General features: G+C 31.3%; 25 protein-coding genes and 1 other RNA gene. 9 read left to right on the top strand and 17 right to left on the bottom strand.

Annotation, left to right across the window (positions count from 1 at the left end):
- Positions 1 to 477: a DNA-deoxyinosine glycosylase gene (locus tag IWX84_RS10655; protein ID WP_196850737.1), complete on the top strand. Its 477-nt coding sequence runs from the start codon at positions 1 to 3 to the stop codon at positions 475 to 477.
- A gap of 1 nt (position 478) precedes the next feature.
- Here the strand turns inward: IWX84_RS10655 and IWX84_RS10650 are convergent, their stop codons facing one another.
- From IWX84_RS10650 to IWX84_RS10635, 4 genes are all read right to left on the bottom strand, one after another.
- Entirely contained in the window at positions 479 to 994 is a 516-nt protein-coding gene (locus tag IWX84_RS10650; protein ID WP_196850736.1) for a DinB family protein, read from the bottom strand.
- 11 nt (positions 995 to 1,005) lie between these two features.
- On the bottom strand, positions 1,006 to 3,591 hold the full coding sequence (locus IWX84_RS10645; RefSeq protein ID WP_196850735.1) for a phosphoenolpyruvate carboxylase: 2,586 nt from the start codon (positions 3,589 to 3,591) through the stop codon (positions 1,006 to 1,008).
- 97 nt (positions 3,592 to 3,688) lie between these two features.
- Positions 3,689 to 4,168: an Lrp/AsnC family transcriptional regulator gene (locus tag IWX84_RS10640; RefSeq protein ID WP_066082003.1), complete on the bottom strand. Its 480-nt coding sequence runs from the start codon at positions 4,166 to 4,168 to the stop codon at positions 3,689 to 3,691.
- Between the two features lie 77 nt (positions 4,169 to 4,245).
- Positions 4,246 to 5,400: a M14 metallopeptidase family protein gene (locus IWX84_RS10635; RefSeq protein WP_196850734.1), complete on the bottom strand. Its 1,155-nt coding sequence runs from the start codon at positions 5,398 to 5,400 to the stop codon at positions 4,246 to 4,248.
- A gap of 311 nt (positions 5,401 to 5,711) precedes the next feature.
- Between IWX84_RS10635 and IWX84_RS10630 the strand changes: the two genes are divergently transcribed.
- Positions 5,712 to 6,188 (top strand): helix-turn-helix domain-containing protein, encoded by a 477-nt coding sequence (locus tag IWX84_RS10630; RefSeq protein ID WP_196850733.1) that lies wholly within the window; start codon positions 5,712 to 5,714, stop codon positions 6,186 to 6,188.
- Positions 6,189 to 6,233: 45 nt separating this feature from the next.
- On the opposite strand, the gene IWX84_RS10625 is transcribed toward IWX84_RS10630, so the two are convergent.
- Complete coding sequence (locus IWX84_RS10625) at positions 6,234 to 6,785, bottom strand: 1-acyl-sn-glycerol-3-phosphate acyltransferase (protein WP_196850732.1); 552 nt, start codon at positions 6,783 to 6,785, stop codon at positions 6,234 to 6,236.
- 64 nt (positions 6,786 to 6,849) lie between these two features.
- Between IWX84_RS10625 and IWX84_RS10620 the strand changes: the two genes are divergently transcribed.
- Both IWX84_RS10620 and IWX84_RS10615 read left to right on the top strand, forming a co-directional pair.
- Positions 6,850 to 7,515, top strand: coding sequence for a spermidine synthase (locus IWX84_RS10620; RefSeq protein ID WP_196850731.1), 666 nt, complete (start codon positions 6,850 to 6,852; stop codon positions 7,513 to 7,515).
- Between the two features lie 118 nt (positions 7,516 to 7,633).
- On the top strand, positions 7,634 to 8,344 hold the full coding sequence (locus IWX84_RS10615) for a potassium channel family protein (RefSeq protein WP_196850730.1): 711 nt from the start codon (positions 7,634 to 7,636) through the stop codon (positions 8,342 to 8,344).
- A 1-nt stretch (position 8,345) separates the two neighbouring features.
- Here IWX84_RS10615 and kdsB read toward each other — a convergent pair whose 3' ends face one another.
- The 5 genes from kdsB to IWX84_RS10590 all read right to left on the bottom strand — a co-directional run bounded on the left by kdsB (position 8,346) and on the right by IWX84_RS10590 (position 12,348).
- Positions 8,346 to 9,071, bottom strand: coding sequence for a 3-deoxy-manno-octulosonate cytidylyltransferase (kdsB, locus tag IWX84_RS10610; protein ID WP_196850729.1), 726 nt, complete (start codon positions 9,069 to 9,071; stop codon positions 8,346 to 8,348).
- A 48-nt stretch (positions 9,072 to 9,119) separates the two neighbouring features.
- Positions 9,120 to 9,593 (bottom strand): hypothetical protein, encoded by a 474-nt coding sequence (locus tag IWX84_RS10605; RefSeq protein WP_196850728.1) that lies wholly within the window; start codon positions 9,591 to 9,593, stop codon positions 9,120 to 9,122.
- A gap of 72 nt (positions 9,594 to 9,665) precedes the next feature.
- Positions 9,666 to 10,496: a 4,5-DOPA dioxygenase extradiol gene (ygiD, locus tag IWX84_RS10600; RefSeq protein ID WP_196850727.1), complete on the bottom strand. Its 831-nt coding sequence runs from the start codon at positions 10,494 to 10,496 to the stop codon at positions 9,666 to 9,668.
- A 16-nt stretch (positions 10,497 to 10,512) separates the two neighbouring features.
- Positions 10,513 to 10,914, bottom strand: a complete 402-nt coding sequence (locus IWX84_RS10595; RefSeq protein ID WP_196850726.1) for a VOC family protein — start codon at positions 10,912 to 10,914, stop codon at positions 10,513 to 10,515.
- 12 nt (positions 10,915 to 10,926) lie between these two features.
- Positions 10,927 to 12,348 carry an ATP-dependent RecD-like DNA helicase gene (locus tag IWX84_RS10590; RefSeq protein WP_196850725.1) on the bottom strand — a complete coding sequence of 474 codons (1,422 nt, stop codon included), beginning with the start codon at positions 12,346 to 12,348 and terminating at the stop codon, positions 10,927 to 10,929.
- Positions 12,349 to 12,501: 153 nt separating this feature from the next.
- On the opposite strand from IWX84_RS10590, the gene IWX84_RS10585 reads away from it, so the two are divergent.
- Both IWX84_RS10585 and IWX84_RS10580 read left to right on the top strand, forming a co-directional pair.
- Positions 12,502 to 13,323 carry a DUF3822 family protein gene (locus IWX84_RS10585; protein ID WP_196850724.1) on the top strand — a complete coding sequence of 274 codons (822 nt, stop codon included), beginning with the start codon at positions 12,502 to 12,504 and terminating at the stop codon, positions 13,321 to 13,323.
- Entirely contained in the window at positions 13,320 to 13,910 is a 591-nt protein-coding gene (locus tag IWX84_RS10580; RefSeq protein ID WP_196850723.1) for an RsmD family RNA methyltransferase, read from the top strand. The genes IWX84_RS10585 and IWX84_RS10580 overlap by 4 nt, the downstream gene beginning before the upstream one ends.
- Positions 13,911 to 13,925: 15 nt before the next feature.
- On the opposite strand, the gene IWX84_RS10575 is transcribed toward IWX84_RS10580, so the two are convergent.
- The 4 genes from IWX84_RS10575 to rnpB form a co-directional block, all read right to left on the bottom strand.
- Positions 13,926 to 14,858, bottom strand: a complete 933-nt coding sequence (locus tag IWX84_RS10575; RefSeq protein WP_196850722.1) for a ketopantoate reductase family protein — start codon at positions 14,856 to 14,858, stop codon at positions 13,926 to 13,928.
- Between the two features lie 56 nt (positions 14,859 to 14,914).
- Positions 14,915 to 15,226, bottom strand: a complete 312-nt coding sequence (locus tag IWX84_RS10570) for a type II toxin-antitoxin system RelE/ParE family toxin (protein WP_196850721.1) — start codon at positions 15,224 to 15,226, stop codon at positions 14,915 to 14,917.
- Positions 15,226 to 15,444, bottom strand: a complete 219-nt coding sequence (locus IWX84_RS10565; protein ID WP_196850720.1) for a hypothetical protein — start codon at positions 15,442 to 15,444, stop codon at positions 15,226 to 15,228. Before IWX84_RS10565 ends, IWX84_RS10570 begins: the two co-directional genes overlap by 1 nt.
- Before the next feature lie 43 nt (positions 15,445 to 15,487).
- An RNA gene (gene rnpB, locus IWX84_RS10560) (RNase P RNA component class A) lies at positions 15,488 to 15,817 on the bottom strand.
- 188 nt (positions 15,818 to 16,005) lie between these two features.
- On the opposite strand from rnpB, the gene IWX84_RS10555 reads away from it, so the two are divergent.
- The 3 genes from IWX84_RS10555 to IWX84_RS10545 all read left to right on the top strand — a co-directional run bounded on the left by IWX84_RS10555 (position 16,006) and on the right by IWX84_RS10545 (position 17,869).
- Positions 16,006 to 16,314 carry a hypothetical protein gene (locus IWX84_RS10555; protein WP_196850719.1) on the top strand — a complete coding sequence of 103 codons (309 nt, stop codon included), beginning with the start codon at positions 16,006 to 16,008 and terminating at the stop codon, positions 16,312 to 16,314.
- Between the two features lie 44 nt (positions 16,315 to 16,358).
- Entirely contained in the window at positions 16,359 to 16,658 is a 300-nt protein-coding gene (locus IWX84_RS10550; RefSeq protein WP_196850718.1) for a hypothetical protein, read from the top strand.
- A 95-nt stretch (positions 16,659 to 16,753) separates the two neighbouring features.
- Positions 16,754 to 17,869, top strand: a complete 1,116-nt coding sequence (locus tag IWX84_RS10545) for a class I SAM-dependent methyltransferase (RefSeq protein WP_196850717.1) — start codon at positions 16,754 to 16,756, stop codon at positions 17,867 to 17,869.
- A 592-nt stretch (positions 17,870 to 18,461) separates the two neighbouring features.
- Here the strand turns inward: IWX84_RS10545 and IWX84_RS10540 are convergent.
- The 3 genes from IWX84_RS10540 to IWX84_RS10530 form a co-directional block, all read right to left on the bottom strand.
- A complete protein-coding gene (locus tag IWX84_RS10540; RefSeq protein WP_196850716.1) occupies positions 18,462 to 18,944 on the bottom strand; it encodes a GyrI-like domain-containing protein in 483 nt (160 codons plus the stop codon).
- Positions 18,945 to 19,038: 94 nt separating this feature from the next.
- Positions 19,039 to 19,206, bottom strand: a complete 168-nt coding sequence (locus IWX84_RS10535; protein WP_196850715.1) for a FeoB-associated Cys-rich membrane protein — start codon at positions 19,204 to 19,206, stop codon at positions 19,039 to 19,041.
- Between the two features lie 337 nt (positions 19,207 to 19,543).
- Positions 19,544 to 20,668 carry a hypothetical protein gene (locus IWX84_RS10530; RefSeq protein WP_196850714.1) on the bottom strand — a complete coding sequence of 375 codons (1,125 nt, stop codon included), beginning with the start codon at positions 20,666 to 20,668 and terminating at the stop codon, positions 19,544 to 19,546.
- Positions 20,669 to 20,763 lie beyond the last annotated feature (95 nt).

Here is a 20,763-nt window from a genome sequence, read left to right as displayed (position 1 = left end):
ATGATAAACTCGTTCCCTGCTTTTGTAAATTCTTCGACTGAAATTTTAATTTTGGGAACTATGCCTGGAGTCGCGTCACTAACCAAGCAAGAATATTATGCACACCCAAGAAATCATTTTTGGAAAATAATCTATACGATTTTAAGTAATTCAACAATTTCGCCAATTTTCGAAGAAAAAATAGAACTGCTACAAACTAATAAAATTGGAATATGGGACGTACTGGAAAATTGTGAAAGAAAAGGAAGTTTGGACATTCATATTAAAAATCAAAAAGAAAATGATTTTGACGCTTTACTCAAAGAATTTCCATCGATAAAAAAAATAGTTTTCAACGGAAAAGAAAGTCATAGATTTTTTTTGAAAAAATTTGGACAAATAGAAGGCATTACTTATTATGTAATGCCTTCAACCAGTCCTGCTAATACAATGTCTTTTGAAAATAAATTGAAAATTTGGTCTGCATTTTTAGACTAAATTATAAATATCTCTCTTGAAAAACTTTTTGATGATGTTTTTGATGCCCAATGATAATAAAACCAATCGCACGAACAGAAACCTCTGCATTTGAAGCAACTCCAATTCTTCCAAACTGTTCTTCTGAAAAACTTTTAAAAAGTAATAAGGTAGATTGTCTTACCGCAGAAAGCTCCATCAATAAATCCTGAATGCTTCTACCATTAGCATTTGTATTTTCAACATAATCATTCTCTTCAAAACCCGGTAAAGGCGTTTTGTCATTTCGAGAAATTCTCATCGCACGATAAATAAAAACTCTTTCAGCGTCAATTAGGTGCTGAATAATATCTTTGATAGTCCATTTTCCTTCGGCATAACGAAAATCAAATTTGTCCATAGGGATGTTTTGTACAAATCTGATGAAATCATGTAAGCAAATTTCTAACTCTTCTATCAATTCTACATTTTGTAAAGCGTTAATATATGGAGAATAAAATTTGGCATATTCGTTTACTGGCAATTGATTTGAATTCATATTTTTTATTTTTAGGCTGAATTTCGACTTGCATTAGTATTTCCAAAAAGTGAACGTGTAACAATTTTCTCATACACTTTTATTAAATTCTCATCAGGGTTTTTGTCCTTATTAAGTTCATTAATTTTCAATAAAGCATATTGTTGTATTGTCAACAATGGCAATACAATACGCTCTCTTATCGCTATTGAAGCTTTACCATCAGGATAATTTTCCATGAGCTCTTTATGACCCGCTATTTTCAATAATAACCTTTTGCTTTCTAAAAATTCATCATAGATAATCTGCCAAAACTCCCCAAATTCAGGATCTTTTTTCATGTAAGCAGTCAATGGGAAAAATGATTTAGCCAATGACATCATACTGTTTTCAAGCAGCGTTTTAAAAAATAACGAGTTGTCATATAAATCTTGTACTTTATCCCATTGATTGGTTTCCTCAAAATACTTCAACGCAGTTCCCACTCCAAAAAAACCAGGCACGTTCTGTTTTAGCTGACTCCAAGATCCTACAAAAGGAATTGCACGCAAATCAGCAAAATCTAAACTTTCAGATTTACTTCGTTTTGAAGGTCGGCTTCCTATATTTGTTTTAGCATAATATTTTAAAGTACTCATTTGTTCCAAATATGGAATAAATTTAGGGTGATTCTTGAAACTTAAATATTTCTCATAGCCTAAACCAGCTAATTTATCTAAAATATCTTTTTCATTAATTGTCAATTCATTTTGACCTTTATTAAAAACCTGATTCGTAACACCGGCGCTTAATAAATTCTCGAGGTTATATCTACACGAATCCAAAGTTCCAAAATTTGAACTTATCGTTTGTCCTTGAACGGTAATTTGAATCTCGTTATTTTCTATATTAGGACCTAGTGAAGCATAAAATTTATGCGTTTTTCCGCCTCCACGAGCTGGAGGGCCGCCACGTCCATCGAAGAATATAGCTTTTACACCATATTTTCTCGAAATTTCAGTCAGCTCTTCTTTGGCTTTGTAAATACTCCAATTAGCCATTAAATACCCACCATCTTTTGTACCATCAGAAAAACCAAGCATGATTGTTTGCTTCATCGATCTATTTGCCAAATGCTCCGAGTAAGCAGGATTAGTATACAATTTCTCCATTATGGCATGTGCATTTTGCAAATCATCAACTGATTCAAAAAGCGGAATAATATCAACCGATGGATTTTCCCAATTACTCAATCGGAAAAGCGCCAAAGTTTCCATTACATTAAGTGCGCTTTCATTATTACTAATTATATAGCGATTAGCACCGTATTCACCATTTTGCTCCTGTATCGTTTTTATCGCTTGAATAGATTCGATAGTAGATTTAGTAATTTCATTTTCAAATACAGTAGGATCAAGATTAGCTGTTGTATTAGACAACACAACAAACTTTTCTTCTTCCTTTAAATCAAAATAATTTTCAGGAAAAACAGACGAATTGGATTGTAAAAAATATTTTACAACATCTTCAAAAACACTATCGTGAATTTTACTGTTTTGGCGAATGTCTAAAGAAGCAAAATGAAAACCAAACAAATTCACTTTAATAAGAAGCGCATCAACTTCATCTAAGTATAATGATTGATGTTGATCTATTATAATCTGTTTTATTTTATTTAATTGTGCTTTAAATTCATTCAAAGTAAGATAAATTTCACCTCGGGAATAAAAAACAGACCTATAAAGTTTATATTCAAGTTCGGAAACCAAAATATCTACACCTGAGAAAGTTAGTTTTCTTTTTAAATTTCTAATTTCAATATAATAGCATTTTAATATTGAAGTTCTCAAACGCTCCGCGACTTTCAAAGTAATCTTGGTAGTTACAAATGGATTACCATCACGATCACCACCTGGCCAAAATCCAAGTTTAATTAATGGGTTATTAATTGATTTTCCTTCAAAAATATTCTTTTGAAGGTATTGCACCATTTCTCCAGAAGTTTGATAAAATACATTTTCAAGATACCAAATCAAGCTGACCGCTTCATCAAAAGGATTCGGTTTTTCGTTCTTAATAAAAGGAGTTTTGCCTAACTGAGCTAATAATTGCTTAATATCAAACAAGTTATTTTGTCGAATAGCATCCGTTAAATCATTGATAATACCCAAAACTGCTCCAGGATAAAACTGAGTTGGATGCGCAGTTAAAACCGTTCTTACATTGAAGTTTTCTAAAAAATGAATCAACTCATCCTCTTTGTCTTTATCATCTAATTTTTCTTTAATATCTCTCAAAGACCCCCTTCCTTCCATATTGTTTACGACAGGAAAAGCGGCATCTTCAATGGCATCAAATAAAACAATTTGACGCTCGATATATTGAATAAAACGAAACATTAAATCAATTTTTTCTTCTTCAGAAGCGCTATTCAAATATTTTTCCGCAAAAAAATCAAGTATTTCTTTTGGTGTTTCTTGTTTTTTAAAACCGACGTCACAAATGTCTGTAAATAAGGGAAGTAAAACACCTGTATTACCTATAGAATCAAAAGGCAACGTTATAAAAACACTGTTATAAATGTGATATTTTGATAGAACGTCTTGGTTGAAACGTTCAATTTTTGGTAGTGTATACATAATCTAGTTGTAGTTGGTTTAATAGAAAAATTTGTGATAAAAAAAACCCCAAGAATTAACTTGAGGTTATATTTTAAAATATAGCATTCAAGATTAATTACATATTTTTAAAAATAGTATGCATTAACCGCTTCTTATCATTGATACTTTCTTCAAGCGAAATCATAGTCTCCGTTCTGTAAACACCGTCAATATCATCAATCATAAAGATTACATCTTTAGCATGCTTAGTATCTTTAGCTCTAATTTTACAGAAAATGTTGAATTTACCTGTTGTTACAGAGGCTACAGTCACATAAGGAATTTCATTAATTCTTTCTAAAACAAACTTCGTTTGAGATGTATTATTAAGAAAAACACCAACGTAGGCGATAAATGAATACCCTAATTTATCATAATCAAGAACTAAAGAAGATCCCATAATAATTCCTGCATCTTCCATTTTTTTAACTCTGACATGAACAGTTCCCGCAGAAATCAACAATTTTTTTGCAATATCTGTAAATGGAACTCTTGTATTATCTATCAACATATCTAATATCTGGTGATCTACTTCATCTAAACGAAACTTACTCATAATTCTTTAATTTATATTTATAATCACTATAACAAAGTATAAAAATATACATAAAAAACAACAAATCGATACTAAAATTATCTTTTTATCATTCCGTTAACAAATTTTATGTTATTATCTAAATAAAAATCAGCTTTTTGATTTAATTTCGGAATGTCATCAAGATCATCTCTATATAGCGCTCCGTTAGCATCATATTCAAAATGACCAAAATAATTTTCCAAATTGCCTATTTGTGTTATGTAGGCATTAAAACTAATCTGATTTTCAATTAATTCCTCTTTGTATTGTGCTGCAAAATTGGTGATTATTTCATTACCATCATAATTTATCTTGATGTTTTTGTATATAAAATCATAAAAAACCACTTTATTTTGAGGAATATTCAAATATTTGTTAATTCCATTAACAACTATAACGTTTTCGCAAAGTGTCATAAATCCGGAAATTAACGCCATGAAAACATATTTTCGTGTTTCTTCTCTCTGATAATCATTTGGAAAATGCCCTGCTTCAAATAATAAAGTGGGCACTCCTAAATATTGAAAGGTATCTCCAATGCAATTAATGTTAAACGAATCATCAAAACGCCCAATCTGATTTGGTAAATATTCCTGAAGAACTTCATTTATCGCAGCAATTAAGTTAATCGCCTTCAATCTGGAGTCATTTATTTCCCGTTCTTCATTATAAGAAGGGGCCAAAAAAGATAATGTAGCCGGCATCCCAATATCGCTTACGCCAAAGATAGTTCGCTGATCATGAAGATTAAAGCAGTAATGAGGTTGGAATTCTTCAAAAACCGCTCTCAATAACTTACTTTCAGGCTGAGACAGGATTTGAGAATCTCTATTCAAATCTACTTTATTAGCATTTTCCCGAGTATATAACTTCGCTCCATCAGGATTTAACATTGGAATACAGCAAAAAGTAAATGCGTTCAGCATTTTCTTTGCCAGTTCTGAATCACTTTTCAATACGCTTACAAAATCAAAAAGCGCTTTAGTTGTCGTACTTTCATTTCCATGCATTTGTGACCAAAGAAAAATTCTGGTTTTCCCAACGCCAATTTGATACGTATAAATCGGCTTCTTGAGTACCGATTCACCAATAATTTTGAGTTCGTTATTGGTGTTTAATTTGTGTAATAAAGGTTCAATTGAATCTAAAGAAAGGTAACGACCTTGAATAGATTCTTCTTTATATTCTATAAATAACTCTTCTAAATTCATACCCTATTATTTGATTTACAAAAGTAAACATCTTTATATTTACATTTGTAAACACTTTTGTTATGGAATATTTTAGAGATGTAAACATCTTTATTGGTTTTATTAGGCTGATTAGATTGGTTATTATTAACAATTGTTATTTACTTATAAATATGAATGCTAACATTTAATTATCAATAATTTACGATATTTTAATTAAATTAAAACTTTACGTTTTTTATCTAAAAAACATGTATTTACACTTGTAATTTTGGTTATTCTATTTGATTTGATTACATTTGTAAATAGATAGCTTTTAAATATAATTTACAATGGTAAACATAGAGGATTTCATAAAAAGATTAGAAATTATACTAGATTATTACAGTCTGAACGCATCGTCATTTGCCGATAAAATTGGCGTACAGCGTTCTAGTTTGTCTCACCTCCTTTCGGGAAGAAACAAACCAAGCTTAGATTTTATTCTTAAAATTTTAGAGGTTTTTCCAGAAGTGGATTTGTATTGGATTTTAAATGGTAAAGGAACATTTCCAAAAAATACTATTGCTGTTGAAAAAAGAGAAAACCAAGTGGAGGACGTTTCAAAGCAAAATAGCTCCACTACTTCAAAAGAAGAATCAATTCCGGAAAATTTATTTTCGGAAATACAGCATCCAATAAATTTAAATTCATCGGAAACAAAAAAAGTAGAAAATCAAAATTCTATAATAAATTCCACTTCAAGCGAAGTGGAAAAAATTGTATTCTTTTATAAAAATGGAACTTTTAAAGTTTTTAATCCAAATTAAAATAGACTAGAGAAAAAATCAATGAATGAGTAGAAAATACTCTATTTACAGCATGTACCCTTTTTCAGCGTCTTTACCAAGTACTCCGATAAAATGATTTTTCAAAATAATTAAATCAGCTTCTATATTTCCGCTGGGAATTAATGGTTGACCAAAATTGACTTCTTTTTTACCAAAATCAAAAGCTACGGGAATTATTGGAACATTTGCTTTCAAAGCAATATAATAAAATCCAGTTTTAAGTTCAGTTACTTTTTTACGAGTTCCCTCTGGCGCTACTGCAAGTCGAAATGTACTTCTTCGGTTAAAAATTTCTGCGATCGAATCTACTTTATTTAACCCTCCCGCTCTATCTAAGGGTTCGCCTCCCATGTACCTGAAATAAAAACCTAAAGGAAAGCGGAATAATTCTTTTTTACCCACCCAATTCATCTCTAAACCTGTAATTCCTCTGGTAAAAATACCCAAATAAAAATCGTGCGCACTCGTGTGAGGCATTACCATCATTACACATTTCTTGATAGCTGGATCTATTGAGCCTTCAATTTTCCAACCCATAAGTCTGAAAAATATCCATTCGTACAATTGTTTCTTCATTCTTATAATTATTTTAATACAAAATAAATAATTTAAATCTTATTTTTGAGGAAAACTGCCACTTATGATTAAAAAACTTTTCAGTTACCTTATTCCTATAAAAATATATCAGGCAAAATCAGCGGTAAGTAAATCTATTGAAGTTACTTGGGCAAATGGTGAGTTGGTCTTAGATTCGGAAAATGCTAATTATTCCTATGGGAGTTTGCAACGTATTTTACGCATTGGTTTAAAAAAAATCGGTTTTGAAAAGATTGTAGCCATGGATTCAATTTTAATTCTTGGCGTTGCCGGCGGAAGCGTTATAAAAACATTGGTAGATGAAATTAAATTTGAAGGGCAAATCACTGGAGTCGAAATTGACCCTGAAATAATCAAAGTAGCAAATAAATATTTTAAGCTTGAGGAAATTAAGAACCTAGAAATTGTTATTGAAGATGCTTTTGAATTTGTTTTAAAAACCAAAGAAAAATACGATTTGATAATTATAGATATTTTTCAGGATACTACTATGCCAAACTTTTTATTTGAAACGTTTTTCATCAATCGTATCTGTTTTCATTTAAAAAATAAAGGGTTCGTCCTTTTCAACACTATGATTTTGAATGAAAATCAAAATCAAAGAAATAAAAAATATGTGTCTGAATTTTATGCGCATCAATTCAAAATTAAAACTATTCCTAGAATTGAAATTCATAATGAATTGATAGTAATTGAAAAACTGGTGTGATAAAAACTCACCTTGTCATTCCGAATTTCACGAAGTATCTGCTGGAAATGGCTTTTTCCTTTTATAGTTCTGTAAATTATTTTGTATATTAGAGTGGGATTACCCAAATGAAAATTAAATGAAAAAAATTATAAAAAAACTTTTCTTAGGAAATATTTCTAAGGTTCCAAAACCCGAGTTTAATCCTATTCAGAAGCGAATACAAAATATTAAAGCGATTTGGAATAACGACCATCAAGATGATAATGGTATAGAAAAAATGGTGCGTTTGTTTCTTTCCTCCTCTCAATTACTTTTTCCTGGAATATATATCAAATATTTTGCTTTTAAGAAGGGAATCGAATACGAGGATTTAGCGGTGGATTTTTATGTTTTGTTAAAAGTTGTATTTCCTTTAATTATCCTGGTAAACGGTGTAGAAAACAACCACTTCCTTATTGCCCTACTAGTTTATGTACTGCTAGAAACAATATTGTATATTCCCACCTTAATTTTTGCTTCTGATTTGTTTTCTAAACCACGTTCCTATAAAAGATCGATGTTATTACTTTTCTTTAATTATATGGAAATTGTTTTTGCTTATGCCGTACTTTATTCTTGCGACAGTTATTTGAATAAACCTTTCATTAATTGGTTTGACGCCGTCTATTTTAGTATAATAACTTCTTCCTCTATTGGATATGGCGATTTTTATCCGGTAACTACCGAAGGTAAATTCCTAGTCAGCACTCAAGCCTTGTTATTTTTATTTTTTGTCGTCTTATTTTTAAATTTTTTCTCTACCAAAATAAAATCAAAAGGGTATTTTGAGCAGGAAAACGAAAACTAACTTACAACATCAATCTTGCTTTTTGCAAATCTTCTAGTGTGTCAATTCCAATTCCCACATGAGTAGTTTCGACCATTTTGATGCGTTTTCCAAATTCCAAATAACGCAATTGCTCCAGTTTTTCGGATGCCTCCAATGATTTCATAGGTAAACTGTAAAAATCTAATAACGCCTGTTTTCTAAAAGCATAAATGCCAATATGTTGAAAATATCGAACACCCACATTTTTCTCTCTCGGATACGGAATTACTGAACGAGAAAAGTACAATGCAAATCCGTTTTGATCCACCACTACTTTTACATTGTTAGGATTATTGATTTCTTCTTCGTCTTTGATTTCACGCATCAAGGAAGCTAAATCTACCTCTTTTGCCAAATCTTTTCTGAAAATCTCAATCAATTCCAGCAACGGTTCGGTATTAATAAAAGGTTCATCTCCCTGCACATTTACCACAATTTCAACGTCAAGATTTGCAACGGCTTCAGCAATGCGGTCGCTTCCTGATTCGTGTTCTTTGATACTCATAATGGCTTTTCCGCCATTAGAAACAATTTCATCATAAATCAAATCCGAATCAGTCACCACAAAAACATCATCGAACAATTGCGTGTTTATGGCGGCTTCGTACGTTCTTAAAATCACGGTTTTACCTCCTAAATCCTGTATCAGTTTTGCTGGAAATCGTGTAGAAGCGTATCGTGCGGGTATGACTGCTATTATTTTCATTTTGTTTTTTATTTCTGTTGAAACAATTGTTTGTAATTTGGTCTTAGATTACTTTTTCAATATTTGCCAAATTAGTAAACCAATATTTATAAGTCCAATACCAATATTAATACGAGTGAATAATTGGTTTTGCCTATCATTTTTTATATTTTGTTTGGCAATTTTCTTACTGAGTTTGTTGGCTTTTATATTAGATATTGCAAGTTTATTTTCAAGCTCTTCCTTTTGAAGATGATTTTCCTCTTTATTTCTCTCAGTTTTTTCAAGTTCTTTAAAACCGCCTTTTTCCAAAAATAACTTTGTGCTAATATTCGGAATAATTAATGAAGCATCATTTGTCAAAATAAATTCCAAAACAGAATTAGAATGATCTTGCATCTCCTTAAAAATATGTTCTATTTCTTCCTCTGATTTGTTGGGCAATAGATTCTTTGAAATCTCATATGCAGAAGAAGGTTCGCCAAAACCTTTTGATAAACTATACTCTAAAATTTTGTCCTTTATTTCGATATTGTTCATCATTTAATGCACTATTTTTAATGTTGTTTCTCCTAATTTTTAATCAAATATAAGCTTTATTCCCACAAAACCACCCTACATAATCTTCACCGAAGTCATACTCAAAGAACCACCCAATAATTTATCATTAAACAAACTCAGTTCTTCGGTTTTCCCTTTTAATCCCAAAGTATAAATCAAAGGTAAATAATGTTCTGCCGTTGGAATCGCAAGTTGTAACGCTTTGCTTTGTTTTTCAAAATCAATTAGAGGCTGAAAATTCCCGTCTGTTAAATAATCATTTATTGTTGCTTTGGCTTCAATCGCCCAATCGTAACCGTAATTGTCTTTGTCAAAATTACGATAATCAACCAATCCCAAATTATGAACGATGTTCCCGCTGCCAATAATTAGGATTCCTTTGGTACGCAAGGCACTTAATTTTTTAGCCAAATCAAAATGATATTGCGCCGGTTTTGTATAATCAATACTCAACTGAATTACAGGAACATTGGCTTCGGGATATAAATGCTTGATTACACTCCAAGCTCCGTGATCTAAACCCCAATGTTCGTCTAGTTCGACTTCCGTTGGCAACAATAATTCCTTGGTTTCTAAGGCTAATTCCGGACTTCCTTTTGCAGGATATTGAACATCAAACAAGGCTTGTGGAAAACCTCCGAAATCATGAATCGTTCGGGGCATTTCCATAGTGGTTACTTTGGTTCCATTAGTAAACCAATGCGCCGAAATACACAAAATTGCATTCGGTTGTGGTAAAGTTTTGGCTAAGTTCCGAAAACCCGTTACAAACTGATTTTCCTCAATCGCATTCATCGGACTTCCGTGTCCCAGGAATAAAACAGGCATTTTTTCGGTATTCGAAAAAGTGCTTGAAATTTTATGTAAATCGTTTAAGGTGTTCATGCTGAATAGAATTTGTTTATTCTTGATTATCCGTTCTTTCTATTAAATCCCAAAGATTACCATAAATATCAGAAAAAACAGCGACTTTTCCGTACGGTTCCACAATTGGCTCTTTAATAATTTCAATCTGATTATCCAATAAATTTTGGTAATCTCTTTCAAAATTATCGGTTTCTAAAAATAGAAAAACGCGACCACCAGTTTGATTACCTACTCTAGTTAACTGTTCTACATTTATCGCTTTTGCAAGAAGCAAACTGAACCCCAGCGCGCCTTTTGGTGCAACTAAAACCCAACGCTTTGCACTATCTAAAACGCTATCTTCGATTAAGTCAAAATGCAATTTTTGGGTATAAAAAGCAATTGCTTCATCATAATCAGCAACAACCAAAGCAATATGCGCTATTCTTTGTTTCATTATTTATATAATTTACTCTTCAAAACTTTCGTCCTTAAACCCTATCAAATATAATTTATTCTTGGCTCTGGTCATTGCAGTGTACAACCAGCGAATATAATCTCGATTTATTCCATCTGGCAAATAGGGCTGTTCTATAAAAACCGTATTCCATTGACCACCTTGTGACTTATGACAGGTTATTGCATACGAAAATTTAACTTGAAGTCCATTAAAATATTCGTTTGCTTTTACTTTTTGAAACTGATTGTATTTGGTTTCGCCTTCATAATCCTTCAACACTTCTTGGTATAATCTATTCGATTCTTCGTAAGTGAGCGAAGGTGATTCGCTTTTTATAGTGTCCAATAATAGAACCGTTTCAAACGGAATCTGACTCGGATAATCGATCATTCGTATTTTTACTTTGGCAAACTTAAAACCGTATAATTCTTTGATATTGAAAATTTCCAACACTTCAATAATATCACCGTTGGCAATAAACCCAGCTTCATCAGAATCTTTTAACCAAAAATAATTGTTCTTCACCACCATCAAAAAATCGCCTGTGGAAAGTTCGCTTTCTTTATCTAAGATTTTTGTTCTGATTTGTTCATTATATTGATTCGCTCTTTTATTCGAACGAACAATAAACGCGGTATCTTCGATACTATAATTGCTGTAAGCAGAATTAATCGCATCCTGAATATCGTATCCATCAGTTAGTCGAACGATATCTTTAAATTTCTTGACATTAAACTTGAATTCACTAATAAAAGAATCTTTCAGTAATTCCCGAAGTTCTGTCGCATTATGCAAAATCCCAGAATTTTCTTCCTGTCGCATGACTTCATCAAGTTCGATATGCTCCACTTCTTTGTTGTAATTCATTCCCAAAGTACGAATATCCAATGCGGGACTGATGTCTAAATTTACTGGTGGCAATTGAGCCGTATCTCCCAATAAAATCATCTTACAATTAGTTCCTGAATACACATACGAAATCAAATCATCCAATAAAGAACCGTTTTCGTACAATTTAGAATCGGAATTCGTGTCCGAAATCATCGAAGCTTCATCGACTATAAAAATCGTGTTTTTATGTTTGTTTTGCTGTAAAGTAAATGAAACTCCACCTCCGGAGGATTTCTTTGGAAAATAGATTTTTTTATGAATCGTAAAAGCGGGTTTGTTAGAATAATTGGCAATTACTTTTGCCGCACGACCTGTTGGAGCCAGCAAAACATATTTTTTATTGATGTCCAATAAACTATTGACAATCGTAGAAATCACAGTCGTTTTTCCGGTTCCTGCGTATCCTTTTAATACAAAAATGGTATCATTATTAGGTTCTGTCAAAAAAATGGCTATTTTTTGAAAAAAAATATCCTGTTTGTAGGTGGGTCGAAATGGGAATTTTTTTTGTAAAAGGCTATAAAACAGGGAGGAATTCATGTGCAATTGATTACTGTAAAATGAACTTCAAATATAAGTATGAAATTCGAGGGAAACACATAATTCGACATTAGAATCAAAAAAAATTGTAAGTTTGCGAACTCATTTAATTCTTTCTAAATTCGAATACAGAAATGGATTATAAATCAAAATATGTCAACACAAAATACTAACATAACCGAAAAGGTCTATAAAAAGCTTTCCATTCAAGTTTCCTTGACTGGTCTTTCTTTTTGTTGTTTTGATACGCTGAACGATACCGTTATATCCTTCAATAAAGTAAATTTTAACACTTTTCATAAAGCGACAAAAATTGAAGATTTATTTGCCGATGCTTTTAACAATCATCCGGAATTAAAGGAATCGTATGATGAGATTTTGGTAATTCATAATAACAATCTTTCTACGTTTGTTCCTGAAGCTCTTTTTGATGAGAACTTTCTGGGGAGTTATTTGCAATACAATACTAAGGTTTTCAAAACTGATTTTTATGCTTTTGATGAAATCGCAAATTATCAGATGAATGCGGTTTACATTCCATATGTAAATATCAATAATTTTTTTATTGACCAATTTGGATCTTTCGATTACAAACATGCCAATAGTATTTTGGTATCCAAATTATTGATTGCCTCCAAAAATAAGGATGACAAAAAAATGTTTGTACACATCAATTCCGGGCATTTTGAAATCGTCGTGGTTCAGAACCAAAAGCTATTACTTTTTAATTCTTTCGATTACAATACGCCAGAAGATTTTATTTATTACATATTATTTACTGCCGAACAATTGAATTTGAATCCCGAAAATTTTCCGTTGGAATTAATCGGGAATATTAATACTGAAAGCGACTATTTCAAAATCGCTTACAAATACATTCGCAACGTTTCCCTTATTGACGTAAACGATTTGCGATGGAACAATTATTTTTCTGAGGCCGAAAACAGAAATCATTTTATACTTTTCAACTCATGAGAATCATTTCAGGAAAATACAAAGGAAGAAGAATTTTTCCACCAAAAGGTCTTCCCGTTCGCCCCACTACCGATATGTCTAAAGAAGCATTATTTAATGTTTTGAATAATCATTTCAGTTTTGAAGGATTGAAAATACTGGATTTATTCGCCGGAACAGGAAATATCAGTTTCGAATTTGCTTCACGAGGAAGTACGCCAATCACGTCAGTAGATGGAGATTTTGGATGTGTAAAATTCATCAAGCAAGTGGCAACCGAATATGATTTTAATATTGCTGCCACAAAAAGTGATGTTTTTACTTATTTGGAAAGATGCAAAACGTCTTACGACATTATTTTTGCAGATCCTCCGTATGCTTTGGACCAAGCCACATTTGAAAAAATTGTGTTATTAATTTTCGAAAAAGAATTACTTAACCAAGATGGGATGATGGTAATTGAACATTCTAAATACACCAAACTGGATCACATGATGAACTTCTCATTCAAGAAAAGTTATGGTGGTTCTATTTTCAGTTTCTTCGAAATAGGTAAAGGTGAAGAAGAAGTTGATGAATTCTTGGAAAACGAAAACGAGGAAGAATAGTCCTTACATTATTAATTAGGAAGTTGAAACATTTGACAATTTATCCAATACCATTTGATAAGTTGGTGTTTCAATTTCATATTTGGTACCTTCATTTACAACAAATTCAGTCAAAGAGGCCAGTTCGATTTTACGTCCTCCCATTAAATCCCTGTGCATAGACGAAGTAGCATCATGCGGTGTTTTTTCTAATTTTAGTATGGTTTGCATGATAATATCTGGAGGTAAATTCAGTCCTTTTACTGCAGCAATCATTGTAATTTCATTTAATAAGGAAACATACACTGCTCTACTTGATTGACTTTCTAAAATTTCGCCAATATTTTGATTCAAATAGGAAGTAGCTGAAGCTAATGCCGAAATAAAAATGAATTTTTCCCAAACTGTTTCTTCGATATCATCAACCAGATAGCTTTCGATACCTGCTTTTTTGAAAATCTTTTGCAATTTATTTAATGCAGCAATTGGAGCCGTTCTGGAACCAAAAAAGAGTTTTTCGAACGCTCCTATTTTTTTAATTACTCCTAAAGAAACAATCATCGAAACTATGTAAACACAGCCTTGCAGAACTTCATTATCAGGAAATAAGTCTCTGATACGTTCTGGTGCATCGACACCATTATATAGAGGAAGAATAACCGTGTTCTTATTGATGCATTTTTTTATAGAGAGAAGGCTCTCTTCAATGTCATAGGTTTTGGTGGCGCAAATAAGAAAATCAAGTTTCCCAATTACGTCAGGATCATTAGAAACTACAGTAGGAAAAACGGTTGTTTCATTTTCATCTGTAACAATTTTTAGTCCGTTTTGTGCAATTATTTTTTGAGTTTCGCCTCTAGCAATAAATACGATTTCAATAGAGTCAGATTTAGCATAAGCTTTGGCCAATAATCCGCCAAAGTAGCCACCTACTCCACCCATTCCTAAAATTCCAATTCTTGTTTGCATAGCGAAAAGAGTGTTCGAAACATTACAAAAACAAATCTATAAGTCAACTATTTAACTTACTTTCGCTTTAATTGTTTATTTAATTTTTTTGAATTTTGTCTTGAATCAAATAAAGTTATGATTTCAATTTCATTTGTATCCGAAAGTATTCTGTAATAAAATGTAATTTGTTTCGTAACAACACATTTATAAATTCCATTAAATACATTCGATTGAATACAGCTTTTTGGATGTGTCGAAATTTGACTAATTTTTTCTGAAAGTGCAAATATGAAATTATCTCTTACTTTTACATTCCACTTATCTAATAAATAATCATTGAGTTGTAAAAGTTTAATTTGTGCTTGCTCGGATAAAAAAACTTTCATCAAGAAATCTTTTTTAGAAATTCGGAATATTCAATTCTCAAACCATTATCTAAATCTTGAATTCCTTTTTTGATTTCTGATTGTTCTTCTAATGATAATTCATTCCAAAAATCAGCATTTTCTTTGTTTATAAAATCAGTCACTTTTTGAATAACATCAATATTATCAATATTTAAAATCTTTTTAACTAATTCTATTTTTGAAGATTGAATATCCATAACAATATTTTTTATCAAATTTATAAAAATATTTTGATATTTTAAAAAAAACAGACCTATAAGCCGGATTCTGTATCCACCCGAAGATGAACCCTTATCATTTATCTAGATCCCACATTACTGTGGGACTCAAGCTATCTACCCTTCAACAACGGACGAGAAGCCCTTAAATGCTGATATACTTGATATTTCACCGCATAGAGTTTACCTGGTTTCACTACAGCATTACCTGTACATACTTTCTGTTGCACTTGTCCTAATCTCATCCTTTCAGACAAAACCGACGGGTATTACCCGCTATGCTTCCCTATGGTGTCCGGACTTTCCTCCCTCTCGTGCCAAAAGACGAGACGACGATAAGGCGGTCTGTGCCGCAAAAATAGGGATTTTAGATGGAAGATTGACCATTGATGATTGCAGATTTAAAATATTTTATATTGCTTTTTGAAATTTAAATTGAAATTGATTTGCAGCTATTGTATTGTTCACTTTAACAGCCATTTTACAAAGACTTAAAGATAAATTAGTTATCTTTAAATACTATTTTAAATCCATCTAATTATGAAACCGATCTACCATTATTCGACCGTTTCTGAAGCCTTAAACGAACTTAATGGAAAGGGTTTTGCGTATGATTTTAATCTGCATGAAGAAGATATTAAAAAAAATCCCCATCAATATCAAATCGAACATGTATACCGGTATGAAGGAGATTCTGATCCCGGAGATGAAGCAGTTGTTTATGGAATAAATTCAACATCTGGTCAAAAAGGTGTTTTTGTAGCTGGGTTTTCAGCAAATTCAGATAGTGATGCCGCACGCATTTTAGCGAAGTTATGCATTGACGATAGCGGACAATGTGAAATTTAGGCCTTTTAAACATTTACTAAATCTATAATAAATCTAAAAAAACTATGAAAAACAATTATCATTATGCCTCTGTAGCCGAAGCCTTAGATGAACTGAATGAAAACGGTTTTACATATGATTTTAACCTTCACGAAGATGATATAGAAAAAAATCCTCATAGCTTTGAAATTGTGCACATATACCGTTATGAAGGAAATTCAAATCCTGATGATGAATCAATAGTTTTTGGTATTAAATCAAAATCTGGGAAAAAAGGAGTTTTTGTCGCCGGTTTTGCAGCTAATTCAACTAGTAAAGCTGCCGAAATTCTAATTAAACTCAATATTGCAGGTAGAAATAAGTAAAATGAATCTCTCTGTTTTTACCTACTGAATTTTATTTCGCAGTTCTCAATATTCCTATTGAGTAAAATTAAACTTGAAGTAAATTTAATTAAAAAATGATTTTACTTTCCGAAATAATAATTGAACGCATCCAAAGTAAAGGTCCATTATCTTTTCGAGATTTTATGGAAATGGCTTTGTATTATCCTAATTTGGGATATTATAATTCTAAAAAAGATAAAATTGGAGCGGAAGGCGATTTTTACACTAGTGCAAATCTGACTGCGGCATTTGGAGCTATGATAGGTCGTCAAATGGAAGAAATGTGGCTGAATTTAGAAAAAAAACCTTTTACGATTGTCGAATATGGAGCCGGAACAGGTTTGTTATGTCATGATATTCTCGATTATTTGCGACATAATGCTCCGTTGTACAAAAGCTTGACTTACTGTATCATCGAAAAAAGTCCTTCCATGCGAGAAATACAAAAGAAACATTTGCTTGAAAAAGTAAGTTGGTATAATTCAATTCAAGAAATTCCTGTAATTAATGGCTGTGTTTTGTCAAACGAATTGATTGATAATTTTTCGGTGCATCAAGTAGTAATGCAAGATCAACTCATGGAAGTTTTTGTTGATTATACAGATCATTTTTTAGAAGTTTTGAAACCAGCCAAAAAAGAGCTCACCGATTATTTTATTGAATTAAAGGTACAATTACCAATAGGATTTCGCACAGAAGTCAATCTGGAAGGCAGAAAATGGATGAGAAAAATTTCAAATTCCTTACATAAAGGATATGTGATTACCATAGATTACGGTTCCGCTTCTTCTGAATTATACAATATGCATAGGAGTTGCGGCACCCTATTGTGTTATTATAAACATCATAAAAATGACAATCCTTATCAGTTTATAGGAGCGCAGGACATCACCACACATATCAACTTTTCCGCCTTATCGCTTTGGGGTTCACGATACGGACTTGAATCTTGTGGATTAGTGAATCAGGCGCAATTTTTACTGGATCTTGGCATAAAAGAATATCAAAATACTGTCTTAGCTAACCATCCAAATAATTTAGCAATGGCAATGCAGGAATCAATCATCAATTATAGATTGTTGATTGATATGGGAATGAAATTTAAAGTATTAATACAACAAAAAGGAGTTCCAAATTATCCGCTTTCCGGAATGAAATTTTTAAATTCTTCACGAACCATTTTTAGCTGAAAATTGTATCCATCCTGATTTCGACAAAATTTTTATTTGCCATTTTCTTAGGAGCTATTTCCAGCTATCCATTACAATCTTTTCTTGTCTCGTTCTAAAAAACGAGACAAGAAAAGGATTTCCATTGCTATCTGGGCTAAGGAATTTGGTGATGAAAAGCTAATTTTTTCCAAAGACAAACCTTCCTATTGTTATAAATAGTATAAATAAGAAATACCTTTATATTAAAATTAATCCGTTTGGTATTATTAGTTTTTGATGATAATTTTTTGCCATTTCGAGTGATTTTCTCCTGAAGCCTCGGGAAGAAAATTGTATCGAGAACAAGAAAAATTGTTGTTAAAAACGATTCTCGATACATTTTTTGTTTCATTTCATCATACAAAAAACACTGGAACGGACGTTTTTAATTAGTACACCCAACGGGTTACTATTAGTTTATGGTTTGATACTGCTAATTGTTGTGATTATCTTAGTATGAGGAAAGTAAAAACGATTGCAATAGGATTGAAATCATATATGTAGCTTCCTCCACTACTTAAAAAAGATTTTATTCTAACAAATGATTTTGTAAAAAAGTCACAGACAAAACTTATTTTTTTAATTGGATTGGTATCCAAATTTCCTCTTCCGAAGTTGGGTCATTATTTTTATATTTTTCTCCTAAAATTTCAAAGTGTGGTCTGTTATCCAAAAGGTAATCTGAATTGGGCAACCAATTTGTAAAAATATATTCAAAGGTTTTTGGTGCCATGCTAGCATCTCCTTTATGGGTGAAAACAGCATAAAGTCCGCTTGGCACAGTAACAGTTTCCAGTTCAGCGGGAACGATATCAAAGTCCGTGACTTCAATGGTTGCCCATTTTTCAAATTCCGTCTTGGGATCAAAATTGTTAAAGTACAACGAATCATATATTTGCATGGAATAGAGATTGGTGCCAATATAATTTTGAATTTCTTTGCGCCTCGGCATAAAGTTTTGCCATAATTCCCTCGTTTTATTGTTGGATAAAGACATCGTCATTCTTTGACCCATTAATTTTTTTTCAGGAAGTGTTTCTATTCTTGGATTCATTCAACCTTGTTTTTTTTTAGTAACGTTTCCTATGTTTTTTTTAAACTATCTGGTGATTTAGGTCCCAAATTGGGATTGCAGTTGGAAATTTCAATCAATAATCCTCGTCTTCATCCAGTTCAGATTCCTTTTTAATGGTGGTATCCGTATTAAAAAACTGCGTTACGTCTTTTTTATCTTTTTGATTCTTTTTAATCAAAAACACAATTAAAACAATAATTCCAACCAAAACTAAAGCGATTATAATCCAATTTGTTTCCATTTTCTTTGTTTTTAATAAGTTATAAAATGATTAAATATTAAGGCAATCATCTCCTTGAGATAACCATGATATTTAAATTTAGTTATTAACTGTTTTTCTTTAAATATCGATAAAGTACTTTTCCAAACTTAAAAGTAAGAAAGGCCACAAACAATATTAAAATGACTATCAACAACTGCCAAATAAATAAGCTTGAACTGAAATTATTTATTTCTTTTTGCATAATGTATTTATATTTAACTAAAGGTTCTTAAGTTCAGGTTTGCATGCAAACACAACGATAGCATTGACTACCATTCCTCGTAATCGTTACGTAAGTATATCCGAGTTATCTAGATTATATTTCCTCAATTATAAAAGAGTCATCATCTTCGATTTGATAATAAATATCATTTTCTATTATATCTAATAACTTCTTAATTATGTTTGTTTCTTTTAAATTTTTATTTTCTAATTCAGCATTTTCGTTTTTTATTATTTCTTCTTTTAATCTTAAATAAGCATATGCTTTTAAAAACAAATTATTAAATCTATAAAGATTTGAGTTTTCATCATAAATTAATATTTCACTTCTTATCGGCAAACACAATTCTGAAAGAGATTTTGTAAAATTTGATTCATTTATTGAGTTGTTTTTTATTCGGTTAAAAATTTCCAAATGTGAAAATTCATCTTTATTTAATTCTAAACAATTTTCTAAAATGATTTTTGGAATATTAATTTTTACTCCGTTAATAACTTTTATAGATTTATCAAAATCGGCTTTTAAAGTATCTGATTTTTCTTCTACGAATTTTGATATTGCTTCATCCAAATCATCAAGATTAATAGAAACTTTAGATTTTACGGTTTCATTAATTTTTTTATTGAAGCAAATATTTAAACAGAGTTGATGACAGATTGCAGGTAAACCGCAAGAATATTTTATTATTTTTGCCTTAACATCTTTTGAAAAAATTATATTTAAAAGTTTTTCACCTGTATTTATAATATTTTCTATCTCTTGTGGTTTCATGTACGGAATAAATATCTCCGCTACACGATTATTCATTTCTACGTCATATTCTATAACTTGTCTTGCAGTTCCAACTGCTCCTAATGCAATAATCTTTAAGTTTTCAAACTCCTCTGACATATCCATAAAAACTTTCATTAATTGCGAAGTTTTAATTCTATCCACACCTTTTATTTTATGAAAGTCCTCTAATACCCAACACGAGTTTGACGCACCATAAAATTTTGCTAATCTTTGAGGTGTGAGTTGTGGTGGAAGAATATGTTTTTGAATTTCAGATTTCTGTTTTGTATAATCTCCGAATTTTATGCTTGCTTTAATATCACAATAACTTAAATTCAATTCTGGTGCTATTTTGAAAGTTTTAGTTGAACTTTTTTCTGTATAAACCGACGAAAGTTGGTCAAAACCATCTAATAAAATATTTTCAAAAGTCATTCCTTCCATTGGTTTAGCCCCCTAATAATCGGACTTTAACATTTTAAGTTTTACAAACATACGCAATTAGTCAATATCTTTGTCTTGCAAGGAACAAACGAAGG

The organism is Flavobacterium sp. CG_9.10 (assembly GCF_015752245.1).
Classification (GTDB): Bacteria; Bacteroidota; Bacteroidia; order Flavobacteriales; family Flavobacteriaceae; genus Flavobacterium.
The sequence above is the reverse complement of the archived record's forward strand: the minus strand, read 5'-3'. Positions and strand labels throughout refer to the sequence as shown.

Bases quoted from the DNA above. Each gene is read 5' to 3' on its own strand.
- IWX84_RS10655 (WP_196850737.1), top strand. From the start codon at position 1: ATGATAAACTCGTTCCCTGCTTTTGTAAATTCTTCGACTGAAATTTTA.
- IWX84_RS10650 (WP_196850736.1), bottom strand. From the start codon at position 994: ATGAATTCAAATCAATTGCCAGTAAACGAATATGCCAAATTTTATTCT.
- IWX84_RS10645 (WP_196850735.1), bottom strand. From the start codon at position 3,591: ATGTATACACTACCAAAAATTGAACGTTTCAACCAAGACGTTCTATCA.
- IWX84_RS10640 (WP_066082003.1), bottom strand. From the start codon at position 4,168: ATGAGTAAGTTTCGTTTAGATGAAGTAGATCACCAGATATTAGATATG.
- IWX84_RS10635 (WP_196850734.1), bottom strand. From the start codon at position 5,400: ATGAATTTAGAAGAGTTATTTATAGAATATAAAGAAGAATCTATTCAA.
- IWX84_RS10630 (WP_196850733.1), top strand. From the start codon at position 5,712: ATGGTAAACATAGAGGATTTCATAAAAAGATTAGAAATTATACTAGAT.
- IWX84_RS10625 (WP_196850732.1), bottom strand. From the start codon at position 6,785: ATGAAGAAACAATTGTACGAATGGATATTTTTCAGACTTATGGGTTGG.
- IWX84_RS10620 (WP_196850731.1), top strand. From the start codon at position 6,850: ATGATTAAAAAACTTTTCAGTTACCTTATTCCTATAAAAATATATCAG.
- IWX84_RS10615 (WP_196850730.1), top strand. From the start codon at position 7,634: ATGAAAAAAATTATAAAAAAACTTTTCTTAGGAAATATTTCTAAGGTT.
- kdsB (WP_196850729.1), bottom strand. From the start codon at position 9,071: ATGAAAATAATAGCAGTCATACCCGCACGATACGCTTCTACACGATTT.
- IWX84_RS10605 (WP_196850728.1), bottom strand. From the start codon at position 9,593: ATGATGAACAATATCGAAATAAAGGACAAAATTTTAGAGTATAGTTTA.
- ygiD (WP_196850727.1), bottom strand. From the start codon at position 10,496: ATGAACACCTTAAACGATTTACATAAAATTTCAAGCACTTTTTCGAAT.
- IWX84_RS10595 (WP_196850726.1), bottom strand. From the start codon at position 10,914: ATGAAACAAAGAATAGCGCATATTGCTTTGGTTGTTGCTGATTATGAT.
- IWX84_RS10590 (WP_196850725.1), bottom strand. From the start codon at position 12,348: ATGAATTCCTCCCTGTTTTATAGCCTTTTACAAAAAAAATTCCCATTT.
- IWX84_RS10585 (WP_196850724.1), top strand. From the start codon at position 12,502: ATGTCAACACAAAATACTAACATAACCGAAAAGGTCTATAAAAAGCTT.
- IWX84_RS10580 (WP_196850723.1), top strand. From the start codon at position 13,320: ATGAGAATCATTTCAGGAAAATACAAAGGAAGAAGAATTTTTCCACCA.
- IWX84_RS10575 (WP_196850722.1), bottom strand. From the start codon at position 14,858: ATGCAAACAAGAATTGGAATTTTAGGAATGGGTGGAGTAGGTGGCTAC.
- IWX84_RS10570 (WP_196850721.1), bottom strand. From the start codon at position 15,226: ATGAAAGTTTTTTTATCCGAGCAAGCACAAATTAAACTTTTACAACTC.
- IWX84_RS10565 (WP_196850720.1), bottom strand. From the start codon at position 15,444: ATGGATATTCAATCTTCAAAAATAGAATTAGTTAAAAAGATTTTAAAT.
- IWX84_RS10555 (WP_196850719.1), top strand. From the start codon at position 16,006: ATGAAACCGATCTACCATTATTCGACCGTTTCTGAAGCCTTAAACGAA.
- IWX84_RS10550 (WP_196850718.1), top strand. From the start codon at position 16,359: ATGAAAAACAATTATCATTATGCCTCTGTAGCCGAAGCCTTAGATGAA.
- IWX84_RS10545 (WP_196850717.1), top strand. From the start codon at position 16,754: ATGATTTTACTTTCCGAAATAATAATTGAACGCATCCAAAGTAAAGGT.
- IWX84_RS10540 (WP_196850716.1), bottom strand. From the start codon at position 18,944: ATGAATCCAAGAATAGAAACACTTCCTGAAAAAAAATTAATGGGTCAA.
- IWX84_RS10535 (WP_196850715.1), bottom strand. From the start codon at position 19,206: ATGGAAACAAATTGGATTATAATCGCTTTAGTTTTGGTTGGAATTATT.
- IWX84_RS10530 (WP_196850714.1), bottom strand. From the start codon at position 20,668: ATGGAAGGAATGACTTTTGAAAATATTTTATTAGATGGTTTTGACCAA.